Below are 13,296 nucleotides of genomic sequence, written 5' to 3' on the forward strand. Positions count from 1 at the left end.
GACGCATAGTGCTCGACGTCAACTTCTTCGATGAGCTCCGGATCGGTCTGGCCACCGCTGACGACATCCGTCAGTGGAGCCACGGCGAGGTCAAGAAGCCTGAGACCATCAACTACCGCACGCTCAAGCCCGAAAAGGACGGACTCTTCTGCGAGAAGATCTTCGGTCCGACCCGGGACTGGGAGTGCTACTGCGGCAAGTACAAGCGCGTTCGCTTCAAGGGCATCATCTGTGAGCGCTGCGGCGTCGAGGTGACCCGCGCCAAGGTGCGCCGTGAGCGGATGGGCCACATCGAACTGGCCGCTCCTGTCACCCACATCTGGTACTTCAAGGGTGTCCCGTCGCGTCTGGGATACCTGCTCGACCTCGCCCCGAAGGACCTCGAGAAGGTCATCTACTTCGCGGCGTACATGATCACGTTCGTCGACGAAGAGCGCCGTACGCGTGACCTGCCCTCGCTGGAGGCGCACGTCTCCGTGGAGCGTCAGCAGGTCGAGAACCGGCGTGACTCGGACCTCGAGGCCCGCGCCAAGAAGCTCGAGACCGACCTGGCCGAGCTCGAGGCCGAGGGTGCCAAGGCCGACGTGCGCCGCAAGGTGCGCGAAGGTGCCGAGCGCGAGATGAAGCAGCTGCGCGACCGTGCGCAGCGCGAGATCGACCGCCTGGACGAGGTGTGGACCCGGTTCAAGAACCTCAAGGTCCAGGACCTGGAGGGCGACGAGCTCCTCTACCGCGAGCTGCGTGACCGCTTCGGCACGTACTTCGACGGTTCGATGGGTGCCGCGGCGCTGCAGAAGCGCCTGGAGTCCTTCGACCTCGACGAAGAGGCCGAGCGGCTTCGCGAGATCATCCGTACCGGCAAGGGCCAGAAGAAGACCCGTGCGCTGAAGCGGCTGAAGGTCGTGTCTGCGTTCCTGCAGACCTCCAACAGCCCCAAGGGCATGGTTCTCGACTGCGTCCCGGTCATCCCGCCGGACCTTCGCCCGATGGTGCAGCTGGACGGTGGCCGCTTCGCGACCTCCGACCTGAACGACCTGTACCGCCGTGTGATCAACCGCAACAACCGCCTGAAGCGGCTTCTCGACCTCGGTGCGCCCGAGATCATCGTCAACAACGAGAAGCGCATGCTCCAGGAGGCCGTTGACGCCCTCTTCGACAACGGTCGTCGTGGTCGTCCGGTCACCGGTCCCGGTAACCGCCCGCTGAAGTCCCTGAGCGACATGCTCAAGGGCAAGCAGGGTCGCTTCCGTCAGAACCTGCTCGGCAAGCGTGTGGACTACTCCGCGCGTTCCGTGATCGTCGTCGGCCCGCAGCTGAAGCTGCACCAGTGCGGTCTGCCGAAGGCCATGGCGCTGGAGCTCTTCAAGCCGTTCGTGATGAAGCGCCTGGTGGACCTGAACCACGCGCAGAACATCAAGTCGGCGAAGCGGATGGTCGAGCGCGGCCGCACGGTCGTCTACGACGTCCTCGAAGAGGTCATCGCCGAGCACCCGGTTCTGCTGAACCGTGCGCCCACGCTGCACCGCCTCGGCATCCAGGCCTTCGAGCCGCAGCTGGTCGAGGGCAAGGCCATCCAGATCCACCCGCTCGTCTGCACCGCGTTCAACGCGGACTTCGACGGCGACCAGATGGCCGTCCACCTGCCGCTCTCCGCGGAGGCGCAGGCCGAGGCCCGCATCCTGATGCTGTCCTCGAACAACATCCTGAAGCCGGCCGACGGTCGTCCCGTCACCATGCCGACCCAGGACATGGTGCTGGGTCTGTTCTTCCTCACCACCGACGGTGAACTCCGCGACGTCAAGGGCGAGGGCCGCGCGTTCGGCTCCACGGCCGAGGCGACGATGGCGTTCGACGGCGGCGAGCTGGCGCTCCAGTCGGCCGTGGACATCCGCTTCCCGGTGGGCACCATCCCGCCGCGTGGCTGGGTGCCGCCGGTCCGCGAGGAGGGCGAGCCCGAGTGGCAGCAGGGTGACACCTTCCGCCTCCGTACGACCCTGGGCCGCGCGCTCTTCAACGAGCTGCTGCCCGAGGACTACCCGTTCGTCGACTACTCGGTGGGCAAGAAGCAGCTCTCCGAGATCGTCAACGACCTGGCCGAGCGCTACCCCAAGGTCATCGTGGCGGCGACGCTCGACAACCTGAAGGCGGCCGGCTTCTTCTGGGCGACCCGTTCCGGTGTCACCGTGGCCATCTCCGACGTCGTCGTTCCCGAGGCGAAGAAGGAGATCGTCAAGGGCTACGAGGCGCAGGACGAGAAGGTCCAGAAGCAGTACGAGCGCGGTCTGATCACCAAGGAAGAGCGCACGCAGGAGCTCATCGCGATCTGGACCAAGGCGACCAACGAGGTTGCCGAGGCGATGAACGCGAACTTCCCGAAGACCAACCCCATCTTCATGATGGTCGACTCGGGTGCCCGAGGAAACATGATGCAGATGCGTCAGATCGCGGGTATGCGTGGTCTGGTGTCGAACGCCAAGAACGAGACGATTCCCCGTCCCATCAAGGCGTCCTTCCGTGAAGGCCTGTCCGTGCTGGAGTACTTCATCTCCACCCACGGTGCCCGTAAGGGTCTGGCCGACACCGCCCTCCGTACCGCCGACTCGGGTTACCTCACCCGTCGTCTGGTCGACGTCTCCCAGGACGTCATCATCCGCGAGGAGGACTGCGGCACCGACCGCGGCCTCAAGCTGCACATCGCGGAGCGCGGCGCGGACGGTGTCCTGCGCAAGGCCGACAACGTCGAGACCAGCGTGTACGCCCGTGCGCTGGCCGAGGACATCACCGTCGACGGCAAGGTGCTGGCCCCGGCCAACACCGACCTCGGCGACGTCCTCATCGACGAGCTGGTCAAGCACGGCATCGAGACGGTCAAGACCCGCTCGGTCCTGACCTGCGAGTCCGCCGTCGGCACCTGCGCCATGTGCTACGGCCGCTCGCTGGCCACCGGCAAGCTGGTCGACATCGGTGAGGCGGTCGGCATCATCGCCGCCCAGTCCATCGGTGAGCCCGGTACCCAGCTGACGATGCGTACCTTCCACACCGGTGGTGTGGCCGGTGACGACATCACCCAGGGTCTGCCCCGTGTCGTCGAGCTCTTCGAGGCTCGTACGCCGAAGGGTGTCGCCCCGATCTCCGAGGCCCAGGGCCGCGTGCGGATCGAGGAGACCGAGAAGACCAAGAAGCTCGTCGTCACCCCGGACGACGGCAGCGACGAGACGGCGTTCCCGATCTCGAAGCGTGCCCGTCTCCTGGTCAGCGAGGGCGAGCACGTCGAGGTGGGCCAGAAGCTCACCGTGGGTGCCACCAACCCGCACGACGTGCTGCGCATCCTGGGTCAGCGTGCCGTCCAGGTCCACCTGGTCGGCGAGGTCCAGAAGGTCTACAACTCGCAGGGTGTGTCGATCCACGACAAGCACATCGAGATCATCATCCGGCAGATGCTCCGCCGTGTGACGATCATCGAGTCCGGCGACGCCGAGCTGCTGCCCGGCGAGCTGGTCGAGCGTTCGCGCTTCGAGCAGGAGAACCGTCGTGTGGTCCAGGAGGGCGGTCACCCGGCCTCCGGTCGTCCGCAGCTCATGGGTATCACCAAGGCCTCGCTGGCCACGGAGTCCTGGCTGTCGGCGGCGTCCTTCCAGGAGACGACCAGGGTGCTGACGGACGCGGCGATCAACGCCAAGTCCGACTCCCTGATCGGCCTCAAGGAGAACGTCATCATCGGTAAGCTCATCCCGGCCGGTACGGGCCTGTCCCGCTACCGCAACATCCGGGTCGAGCCGACCGAGGAAGCCAAGGCCGCGATGTACTCGGCCGTCGGCTACGACGACATCGACTACTCGCCGTTCGGCACGGGCTCCGGCCAGGCCGTCCCGCTGGAGGACTACGACTACGGTCCGTACAACCAGTAGGCGAGCAGCCTGAGTTGAACTGAAGGGCGGTCACCCCGTTTCGTACGGGGTGACCGCCCTTCGGCGTTGGGTCAGCGCGCGGTGATTTCGAGCCCGGTGACCACGACCGTCGCTACGGCGGCCAGCGCGCCGATGCTCGCCAGTGGCCAGCGGGAGCGTTCCAGGGCGTCCAACCGCTGTTCGTGCTCGGCGAGTTGGCGGCCGAGGGCACCCCAGGGGCGCGGCGGCCGAGCTGTTGTGTCCGCTGACGGAACTGCCGACCGGCCGCCTGCTGTGCCTGCTGCATCTCTCCGGAGGCACGTTCCGGCCGGAGTCCCAGTCGGCCGTTGTCGTCCCGTCCGATGTACCGGCGATCACTTCCCGAGAGCCGGCCCGTGACATTCAGTATCAGGTTCTTCAACGTCGCCAGGGCGCCTTTGTTTTTCTCCTCTTTCTTTTCGGATGCCCCGGCGGAATTCCCGACCTTCTCGATCGCTGCCTTCAGCTCGGAAATCTTCGAGTCGAAGTGACCGGTGGTTCTGGGTCTTGCTCGCGTGACGGATTCTCGGTACCCTCGAAGATCCAATGTGGGAATGTGGGAATATGGGATTGAGGGGGAGAGGTGGTGGGTTTCCTGTTCTGGGTTATCGGGAGCTGTTTCCTTATTGCTGGACTGCTTTGTTTCTACTTCGCTTTCGCGTTTTTCCTCGGATGGCGACAGCGGTTGACCGGGTATTCGTTCATGAGATTCTTTCTGTGTGCCAGCGCAGGGGTTGCCGCTGAGGGGCTCATGGTGTTTTTCTTCAGATTCACACCCTGAGCGTTCGGCCCACGGCTGAGGTTCTTGATTCTGGAACTGCGAAACCTGGAATGTTATGGAGTCGAGTCGAGGAGGGATGTGGTGAGTGTAATCCTGGCCATGGCCGGAGTTTTCCTGATTGTTCTCGGTAATCTGAAACGCCACGGTGTTGAGGGCGAAGCGGTGTCGGAGCTTCAGGAGTGGATCAGCAGCGGACATCGCGTCTACTACTACGTCCGACTCCCGGGAGCCGCACCTCAGAGCGCGCCGCCCCGATTCATCGAGGTCGGCCCGGAGCCGCAGGGACCGGTGGGTACGGTTGTGCCGGTGGTGTATGACTCCAGGAAACCGAGTCGGGCCAGGACGGGAAAGCTTGCGGACATCGACCTGTCCGACGAGTGGGGCGGTGTGAAGGCGTTCTGGGGTACTGGGTTCGCGTGCATCGGCCTGGGGCTGGTGCACATTCTGGTATTTCACTAATAATTCTCGAAACCGAGATGCTTGCCGATTCCCGGGTTTTCGGTCCATCGATGCGTGCAGTGTGACTGAATTGTCGCGCTGCGGGCTCGAATTGGTGAACTCTTTTTGGTCTGCAACGGTGGCCTGTGATGTGATGAATGGGGTATGGTGCCGTGGAAAACTCGACGTTCCTCTTTGTTGCCGCATGCGTTATGGTGATGGTCGGTTTTGCTGCCGCCGTTTCCCAAGTGGGAATATTTCTGAAGTATCGCCGTCTTCGTCGGCTGGCCCGGTTCGGCGTTGAAACCGAGGCGCTTGCGAAGTCTCAGGAGTACGCCGGCTCGGGGAACTATCGTGTTTCTTACGAAATCAGCGTTGACGGAACCGATTCAAAAGTCGATTCCAAAGTCGAGTTCGATGACATTCGGCGAGGCGAGATTGTTCTCGGTTCCGTTGTCGCCGTTGTGTATGACAGAGGCAATCCGCGACGCGGTAAGACCGGGTCTCTGAAAGACATCGACTACAGGGCGGAAAAAATCGCCGTTTTCTGTTTCGGCTACAGCGGCCTGGTGGTTTTTGTCGCAGGCGTCGTGCTGCCTCAGATGGTCTGACTGTGCGCTTCCCCCGTAACCTTCAGTGATTCTCTCGATCGAGCCGAGTGGGGGGAAAGACGCAGATCTGGTATTTCTTCATCGCGCAACCGGCGCCGGGCCGACCCGGCGTTCAGGTGATTAATCGACAGCCTCGTACACACTCCAGAGGAGGACGCGATGGGTGACATCGCGGGTGTGGGATTCGTCCTGATGGGCATTGGAGCACTGCTCTGTTTCGCGAATTCAGGGGGATTCGTGAAGTTTATGAAGCTGAGAAATCTTGAGCGTCGCGGTGTCGAAGGGGAGGCGGTGTCCGACCTTCAGGAATGGATTAGCAGTGGGCATCGCGTCTACTACCACATCCGCATCCCGGGAGCCCCGCCCCAGGACGCACCGCCACACTTCATCGAAGTCGGGCCAGAGCCGAGGGGGCCCGTGGGCACGGTCGTTCCGGTGGTGTACGACCGCAGAAAGCCGAAGCGGGCCAAGACCGGCAGTCTCGCGGAAATCGACTCTTCCGAAGAACGAGGCATGGTGGTGTTCTTCTGGGTTCCGGGATTGACGCTCATCATCGTGGGCGCCGCGCTCGCGATCTTCTTCTACTGAGGCCGTCAGGTGGTGGGCGCGCAGTGAGCATCCTGCTGAGTCTGGGAATTGTTCTTGCACTGTTCGGTGTTTTCGCTTTGCTGGCGCAGTCGGGGAGTTACGCGGAATATCGCCTCATGCGTGCCCTGAGGGATCACGGCGTCGAGGGAGAGGCGGTTTTCCGGCGCGAGGAGTACGCGAGCGGGTCGAAGAACCGGATGTACTTCGATGTGTGCCTGCCTGAGGGGGATGTCCAGGCAGAATTCCATGAGTACCTGCCCGGAATTCCGGGGCCGACGGGCACGGTCGTTTCAGCTGTCTACGATGCCCGGAACCCGAAGCGTGCTCGAACGGGGCTCCGGAAAGACCTCGACTTCGAGAAGGAGTGGCCGGTCGTCCTGTTGCTGGAAGGGGGAGGACTGGTGCTGTTTGGGGTGGGGGTTCTGTTGTGCGTGATCGGTGCCGTGGCGTGAGGCTCTTCGAACGTGAGCGGTGCGGCCTTGCCGGAGCTCCGGGACCCTTGCCCGTGAAAATCGGACACTTCGGCGCGGAGTGTCACACTTTCGCGCCACATCCTCCTGGTGCCGAGGGCTCACCGTTCGGGCAGCGCGCCGGTTCCCAGGGCGCCGGTGAACTCCAGCCATGCCGCGCGGCTCACGGTGGTCCAGGGCAGTTCCGGGTGCTTCGAGTCGCGGAGCGCGATGAGGGGGCCGGCGGTCGCCATCTCGACGCAGTTGTTGGCGGATGCCTCGGAGTACGAGGACTTGATCCACTTCAACTCGGGCACGGCGGCTCTTCCTCTTACAGCTCTTTGATGATGTCGAGGATGGCGTCCCTCGACTGGCTGCGATTCAACGCTACTTGTTCGACCGCGTCCACACGGCGCCGGAAGTTGGCCAGTTGGGCGGGGGCATCGAAGAAGACGGCCCCGGTGGGTGAGTCCAACTGGACCGTGTCCAGGTGAGGGCTGTCGGCTGCGACGTAGAGCACGGAGTCGCCCGCCATGGGGAACCCGCCCGCGCTGAACGGGATCACGAGGAGTGTGACGTTGTCCCGCTCGCTCTCCGAGAGCAGGTGGTTGAGCTGTGCGCGGGCCACCTGCCGGCCGCCCACCCGCATACGGAGCGCGGCCTCGTGAATCACGCCCTGGTACCGCACCGGGGGCTGTTTGGTGATCACCGAGTGACGGGCGAGGCGTTGGGCGATGCGCAGTTCCACCTCCAGGCGCGGCAGCGCCGGGATGAACAGGTCGAAGAGCGCGCGTGCATGGTCCTCGACCTGGAACATGCCCGGCAGATGGGCGGTCTGGAGCGTGCGCAGCGACGCCGCGTGGTGCTCCAGTTCGGCCAGGTCCAGGAAGTCGGGCGGCACCTTGCCCCGGTACTCGTCCCACCAGCCTCCGCTGCGCCCGCCCGTCATCGAGGCCAGCGCGTCGATCAGCGTCGGGTCGTCGCACTCGTAGATGGCGGCCAGACGCCGTAGGCGCTGCTCGCTGATGCCGAAGCGGCCCGCCTCCGTGTTGGAGATCGTGGTGCGGTCCGTGCCGAGGAGTTCGGCGGCTCGCGGCGCGGACATGCCGGTGGCCTCGCGCAACCGTCGTAGCTCGGCGCCGAAACGGCGTTGCCGGACTGTCGGGGTCTGCCTCGGTGCCATGTCGTCCTTTCCTCGCTCGCGCACAGTGTGCCCACCGGTGTCGGGCCCGTCCATCGAACACCAAAATTCAACCTGTTGGGGTTAATTTGGTCTCACGGGTTGGAAATCGCCGCTACGGTATGGCGCAAGCCACTCATCGACTCCCCGCGAGGTGAACGATGGATCTCCCGCCCTTCAACACCACCCCCACCCGCGTCGGTTGGGCACCTCCGCCCTCGACCCCCTCCGCCCCGTCGCCGAGGCCCGGCACCGCACCCGCGTCTGGCTTCAACAGCACTGGAAACTGGGCGAGTTGGCCGACTCCGTCGAGCTTGCCGTGGGGGAGCTGTGCACGAATGCCGTACGGCACGGTGGCGGGCTCGCCGGGTTGGGGCTGACCCTCGGGGTCGGGCGGCAGTTCGCTCCGCCGTTTCTGCGGGTGATGGTGACCGACCAGGCCCCCGCGCTCGTGCCCGGACTGCCCGCGCGCGCTGACCTGTTGGACGAGGGCGGGCGGGCGCTGCGGCTCGTCGAGGCGTTGGCGCGGCGGTGGGGGTGGCGCCGTACGGGGTTCGACGAGAAGCAGGTGTGGTGCACCTTCGGGCTCGGGTGCGGATCCGGAACCGCCCCTACGAGATCGGCGGATCCGGACCCTTCTCCTCACCGGTCCCGCTGAGGGGCGGTCACGGCCGTGTCGCTACGGCGCCTGGTCGACCGGCCGTGGGCCGAGGACCGGCAGTACGAAGACGGACGCGCGGACAATGAGGCCGCCCAGCAAGGCAGTTGGGAAGTCGTCGACGTGGAAACCGCCCTGAAGCTTGCCGCTGACCCAGGGGACGAGCAGCCAGATCGTGGCGCTCCTGGTGTGCGACTCGGTCTCGTTGCGGGCGTTCCCGGAGCGCGGGGCCGTGCTCTGTGTGAACCCCGCGTGCCGTTGCCCGGCGCCGGACTGCGGCTGCCACGACGACCCGGCCTACCGGCACCGCTGGGACGAGGGGGAGTGGAGCCGATGACGAGGACCGAAGCGCCGATGCTGATCCCCGGACCGCTCGCCGCGCAGGAGGCCGGGGTCGCCCCGGCCACCATCCGCAAGTGGGTCCAGCTCGGGCGCCTGACGCCGGTCGGCAGGGCGGGGCGGTCACAACTGTTCCGGCTGGAGGACGTGTTCGCCGCGGAACGCACCACCCGCCGCTCCCGCTGACACCGGCCACCCCGCTCCCCTCTATACGCGGGCGGGGTGGCCGACCTCTTGCGGTCCCTGTGGGGAACCCGTGCCGTTTTCGATGCGTTGGAGCATCATGGAGGCATTCGGTCTCCGGCGCCGGGGGAGGTGTTCCGTGTCGTACCCGACACCGTGGCAGGGGCAGTGGCCAGGACCGCACCAGCCGTCGCCGGCCCAGGCCGGGGCGTCGATGCTGGCCGCGACCGCCGACCGGGAGCGGGCGGTGGACGTGCTCCGGGCCGGCTTCGCCGAGGGGCGGCTGCGGGAGGACGAGCTGGAGAAGCGGGTCGCCCGGGCCTACGACGCCCGTACGGTGGGCGAGTTGATGCTGCTGGTCGCCGATCTGCCCCAGGGCCCACAGGTGACGCCCGTCCTCCAGGGACCGCCGCCGGGTTTCCGGCCGGTGCCGCCGACGTTCCTGCCGCCCCGGGTGCCGCCGACCAACGGCAAGGCGGTCGGCTCGCTGGTCTGCGGCCTTCTCGTCGTGCCGACGCTGGGCCTCACCGGCATCCCCGCGGTGATCCTCGGCCACACCGCCCGCGCCGAGATACAGCGAACCGACGAGGGCGGCGACGGCCTCGCGCTGACCGGCCTGGTCTTCGGCTGGCTCGCGGTCACGGGCTGGGCGCTGATGATGCTGCTGCTGATCGCGGCGGCGGCGAGCTCGACCTGAGGGCTGTGGCCGGGGGTTCCGTACCCTGGAGCGGAGAGCTCGGAGCGGCGGAGTCGCCGTAGATTCGAAGATCGCGGACGGGGCGCGGCTTCGGCATCTTGCGTGTCGAGCCGTGGGTGGCACCCATTTGTTTTGACCGCAGCGAATGAGGTAGGTACGCTCCTACCTTGTGCCTGGGGTGTGCCCTGGCTCCCGTGCGTGCCTTGAACCGCACTAAGGGAGCCGACACTGGCCACCGCAATCTGCGCCCCTTTTGCTCACCGGCGAAAGTCTGCGGGATTCGACACACCCGACCGCGTGGGTCGGCGACGTTCCAGGTTAGCTTCACCATCGGCACACAGAAACCGGAGAAGTAGTGCCTACGATCCAGCAGCTGGTCCGGAAGGGCCGGCAGGACAAGGTCGAGAAGAACAAGACGCCCGCACTCGAGGGTTCGCCCCAGCGTCGTGGCGTCTGCACGCGTGTGTTCACGACCACCCCGAAGAAGCCGAACTCGGCCCTGCGTAAGGTCGCGCGTGTGCGTCTGACCAGCGGGATCGAAGTCACCGCTTACATTCCGGGTGAGGGACACAACCTGCAGGAGCACTCCATCGTGCTCGTGCGTGGCGGTCGTGTGAAGGACCTGCCCGGTGTTCGCTACAAGATCATCCGCGGTTCGCTCGACACCCAGGGTGTCAAGAACCGCAAGCAGGCCCGCAGCCGCTACGGCGCCAAGAAGGAGAAGTAGAAAATGCCTCGTAAGGGCCCCGCCCCGAAGCGCCCGGTCATCATCGACCCGGTCTACGGTTCTCCTCTTGTCACCTCCCTGATCAACAAGGTGCTGCTGAACGGCAAGCGCTCCACCGCCGAGCGCATCGTGTACGGCGCCATGGAGGGCCTGCGCGAGAAGACCAGCAACGACCCGGTCATCACGCTGAAGCGCGCGCTGGAGAACATCAAGCCCACGCTTGAGGTCAAGTCCCGCCGAGTCGGCGGTGCGACGTACCAGGTTCCGATCGAGGTCAAGCCCGGTCGCGCCAACACGCTCGCGCTGCGCTGGCTGGTCGGTTACTCCCGCGCCCGTCGCGAGAAGACCATGACCGAGCGTCTGCTCAACGAGCTTCTGGACGCTTCGAACGGCCTCGGTGCGGCCGTCAAGAAGCGCGAGGACACCCACAAGATGGCCGAGTCCAACAAGGCCTTCGCGCACTACCGCTGGTAGTCGCTACCCACGACGAGACCGAGAGAAGACCGAAGCCTTATGGCTACCACTTCACTTGACCTGGCCAGGGTCCGCAACATCGGGATCATGGCTCACATCGACGCGGGCAAGACGACCACCACTGAGCGGATCCTCTTCTACACCGGCGTCAGCTACAAGATCGGTGAAGTCCACGACGGCGCTGCCACCATGGACTGGATGGAGCAGGAGCAGGAGCGTGGCATCACGATCACCTCTGCTGCCACCACCTGTCACTGGCCGCTCGAGGACGACGACTACACCATCAACATCATCGACACCCCGGGGCACGTCGACTTCACGGTCGAGGTGGAGCGTTCGCTGCGCGTCCTCGACGGTGCCGTCACGGTGTTCGACGGTGTCGCCGGTGTCGAGCCGCAGTCCGAGACGGTGTGGCGTCAGGCCGACCGTTACGGCGTCCCGCGCATCTGCTTCGTGAACAAGCTCGACCGGACCGGCGCGGAGTTCCACCGTTGCGTCGACATGATCAAGGACCGCCTCGGTGCGGTACCGCTGATCATGCAGCTTCCGATCGGTGCCGAGATGGACTTCAAGGGCGTTGTGGACCTGGTCCGCATGAAGGCGCTCGTGTGGTCCGCCGAGGCTGCCAAGGGCGAGATGTACGACGTCGTCGACATCCCGGCCACGCACGCCGAGGCCGCCGAGGAGTACCGCGGCAAGCTGGTCGAGGCCGTCGCCGAGAACGACGACGACATCATGGAGCTGTTCCTGGAGGGCATCGAGCCCACCGAGGAGCAGCTGTACGCCGCGATCCGTCGCGTCACCATCGCGTCCGGCAAGTCCAACGGCATCACGGTCACCCCGGTGTTCTGTGGCACCGCGTTCAAGAACAAGGGCGTCCAGCCCCTGCTCGACGCGGTCGTGCGCTACCTGCCGACCCCCCTGGACGTCGAGGCCATCGAAGGCCACGACGTCAAGGACCCCGAGGTCGTCGTCAAGCGCAAGCCGTCCGTGGACGAGCCGCTGTCCGCGCTCGCGTTCAAGATCATGAGCGACCCGCACCTGGGCAAGCTCACCTTCGTCCGGGTCTACTCGGGCCGCCTGGAGACTGGCACCGCGGTGCTGAACTCCGTCAAGGGCAAGAAGGAGCGCATCGGCAAGATCTACCGCATGCACGCGAACAAGCGTGAGGAGATCGAGGCGGTGGGCGCCGGCGACATCGTCGCCGTCATGGGCCTGAAGCAGACCACCACCGGTGAGACGCTGTGTGACGACAAGAACCCGGTCATCCTGGAGTCCATGGACTTCCCGGCGCCGGTCATTCAGGTCGCCATCGAGCCCAAGTCCAAGGGTGACCAGGAGAAGCTGGGTATTGCCATCCAGCGTCTCGCGGAGGAGGACCCCTCCTTCCACGTTCACTCGGACGAGGAGACCGGCCAGACCATCCTCGGCGGTATGGGCGAGCTGCACCTCGAGGTGCTGGTCGACCGTATGAAGCGCGAGTTCAAGGTCGAGGCCAACGTCGGCAAGCCGCAGGTCGCGTACCGTGAGACGATCCGTAAGGCCGTCGAGCGCGTGGACTACACCCACAAGAAGCAGACCGGTGGTACCGGTCAGTTCGCCAAGGTGCAGATCGCGATCGAGCCGATCACCGAGTCGGACGGCCCGGCGTACGAGTTCGTGAACAAGGTCACCGGTGGCCGTATCCCGCGGGAGTACATCCCGTCGGTGGACGCCGGTGCGCAGGAGGCCATGCAGTTCGGCATCCTCGCCGGGTACGAGATGACGGGTGTCCGCATCACGCTTCTCGACGGTGCTTACCACGAGGTCGACTCCTCCGAGCTCGCCTTCAAGATCGCCGGATCGCAGGCCTTCAAGGAGGCCGCCCGCAAGGCCAGCCCCGTGCTCCTTGAGCCGATGATGGCCGTCGAGGTCACCACGCCCGAGGACTACATGGGTGAGGTCATCGGCGACATCAACTCCCGCCGTGGTCAGATCCAGGCCATGGAGGAGCGTGCCGGTGCACGTGTCGTGAAGGGCCTCGTGCCCCTCTCGGAGATGTTCGGCTACGTCGGCGACCTCCGCAGCAAGACCTCGGGTCGCGCAAGCTACTCGATGCAGTTCGACTCCTACGCCGAGGTTCCCCGGAACGTCGCCGAGGAGATCATCGCGAAGGCCAAGGGCGAGTAACACACACCGTTTGCACGCTTTAGGCTTGACACCGACCGCCGGGGCTCACCCGGGAGGGCAGACCCCGGCGGACGGC

General features: G+C 65.5%; 14 protein-coding genes. 12 read left to right on the top strand and 2 right to left on the bottom strand.

Annotation, left to right across the window (positions count from 1 at the left end):
* The first annotated feature begins 8 nt into the window (after window positions 1–8).
* The 5 genes from OG588_RS29795 (at window position 9) to OG588_RS29815 (ending at window position 6,796) form a co-directional block, all read left to right on the top strand.
* A complete protein-coding gene (locus tag OG588_RS29795) occupies window positions 9–3,908 on the top strand; it encodes a DNA-directed RNA polymerase subunit beta' (RefSeq protein ID WP_033279981.1) in 3,900 nt (1,299 codons plus the stop codon).
* Between the two features lie 880 nt (window positions 3,909–4,788).
* Window positions 4,789–5,166, top strand: a complete 378-nt coding sequence (locus tag OG588_RS29800; RefSeq protein ID WP_405949968.1) for a hypothetical protein — start codon at window positions 4,789–4,791, stop codon at window positions 5,164–5,166.
* Between the two features lie 152 nt (window positions 5,167–5,318).
* Complete coding sequence (locus OG588_RS29805; protein ID WP_405949969.1) at window positions 5,319–5,756, top strand: hypothetical protein; 438 nt, start codon at window positions 5,319–5,321, stop codon at window positions 5,754–5,756.
* Window positions 5,757–5,915: 159 nt separating this feature from the next.
* Window positions 5,916–6,344, top strand: coding sequence for a hypothetical protein (locus OG588_RS29810; RefSeq protein WP_405949970.1), 429 nt, complete (start codon window positions 5,916–5,918; stop codon window positions 6,342–6,344).
* Window positions 6,345–6,367: 23 nt separating this feature from the next.
* Entirely contained in the window at window positions 6,368–6,796 is a 429-nt protein-coding gene (locus OG588_RS29815) for a hypothetical protein (RefSeq protein ID WP_405949971.1), read from the top strand.
* 119 nt (window positions 6,797–6,915) lie between these two features.
* Here OG588_RS29815 and OG588_RS29820 read toward each other — a convergent pair whose 3' ends face one another.
* Both OG588_RS29820 and OG588_RS29825 read right to left on the bottom strand, forming a co-directional pair.
* Window positions 6,916–7,110: a DUF397 domain-containing protein gene (locus OG588_RS29820; RefSeq protein WP_405949972.1), complete on the bottom strand. Its 195-nt coding sequence runs from the start codon at window positions 7,108–7,110 to the stop codon at window positions 6,916–6,918.
* 14 nt (window positions 7,111–7,124) lie between these two features.
* Entirely contained in the window at window positions 7,125–7,976 is an 852-nt protein-coding gene (locus OG588_RS29825; RefSeq protein ID WP_405949973.1) for a helix-turn-helix domain-containing protein, read from the bottom strand.
* Between the two features lie 199 nt (window positions 7,977–8,175).
* Here OG588_RS29825 and OG588_RS29830 point away from each other — a divergent pair, with 199 nt between their 5' ends.
* From OG588_RS29830 to fusA, 7 genes are all read left to right on the top strand, one after another.
* On the top strand, window positions 8,176–8,631 hold the full coding sequence (locus OG588_RS29830; protein WP_405949974.1) for an ATP-binding protein: 456 nt from the start codon (window positions 8,176–8,178) through the stop codon (window positions 8,629–8,631).
* A 142-nt stretch (window positions 8,632–8,773) separates the two neighbouring features.
* Window positions 8,774–8,968 (top strand): hypothetical protein, encoded by a 195-nt coding sequence (locus OG588_RS29835; protein WP_405953422.1) that lies wholly within the window; start codon window positions 8,774–8,776, stop codon window positions 8,966–8,968.
* Complete coding sequence (locus tag OG588_RS29840) at window positions 8,965–9,156, top strand: hypothetical protein (protein ID WP_405949975.1); 192 nt, start codon at window positions 8,965–8,967, stop codon at window positions 9,154–9,156. The genes OG588_RS29835 and OG588_RS29840 overlap by 4 nt, the downstream gene beginning before the upstream one ends.
* A gap of 136 nt (window positions 9,157–9,292) precedes the next feature.
* Window positions 9,293–9,850 (top strand): DUF1707 and DUF4190 domain-containing protein, encoded by a 558-nt coding sequence (locus OG588_RS29845; RefSeq protein ID WP_405949976.1) that lies wholly within the window; start codon window positions 9,293–9,295, stop codon window positions 9,848–9,850.
* 355 nt (window positions 9,851–10,205) lie between these two features.
* Window positions 10,206–10,577 (top strand): 30S ribosomal protein S12, encoded by a 372-nt coding sequence (gene rpsL, locus OG588_RS29850; protein WP_003948652.1) that lies wholly within the window; start codon window positions 10,206–10,208, stop codon window positions 10,575–10,577.
* 3 nt (window positions 10,578–10,580) lie between these two features.
* Window positions 10,581–11,051, top strand: a complete 471-nt coding sequence (rpsG, locus tag OG588_RS29855) for a 30S ribosomal protein S7 (protein ID WP_005481264.1) — start codon at window positions 10,581–10,583, stop codon at window positions 11,049–11,051.
* 39 nt (window positions 11,052–11,090) lie between these two features.
* Window positions 11,091–13,220, top strand: a complete 2,130-nt coding sequence (gene fusA, locus OG588_RS29860) for an elongation factor G (RefSeq protein ID WP_366489151.1) — start codon at window positions 11,091–11,093, stop codon at window positions 13,218–13,220.
* Window positions 13,221–13,296: the final 76 nt, after the last annotated feature.

It is taken from the genome of Streptomyces prunicolor, from assembly GCF_045162825.1.
Lineage (GTDB): Bacteria > Actinomycetota > Actinomycetes > Streptomycetales > Streptomycetaceae > Streptomyces > Streptomyces prunicolor.

Bases quoted from the DNA above. Each gene is read 5' to 3' on its own strand.
- OG588_RS29810 (WP_405949970.1), top strand. From the start codon at position 5,916: ATGGGTGACATCGCGGGTGTGGGATTCGTCCTGATGGGCATTGGAGCA.
- OG588_RS29825 (WP_405949973.1), bottom strand. From the start codon at position 7,976: ATGGCACCGAGGCAGACCCCGACAGTCCGGCAACGCCGTTTCGGCGCC.
- OG588_RS29840 (WP_405949975.1), top strand. From the start codon at position 8,965: ATGACGAGGACCGAAGCGCCGATGCTGATCCCCGGACCGCTCGCCGCG.
- rpsG (WP_005481264.1), top strand. From the start codon at position 10,581: ATGCCTCGTAAGGGCCCCGCCCCGAAGCGCCCGGTCATCATCGACCCG.
- fusA (WP_366489151.1), top strand. From the start codon at position 11,091: ATGGCTACCACTTCACTTGACCTGGCCAGGGTCCGCAACATCGGGATC.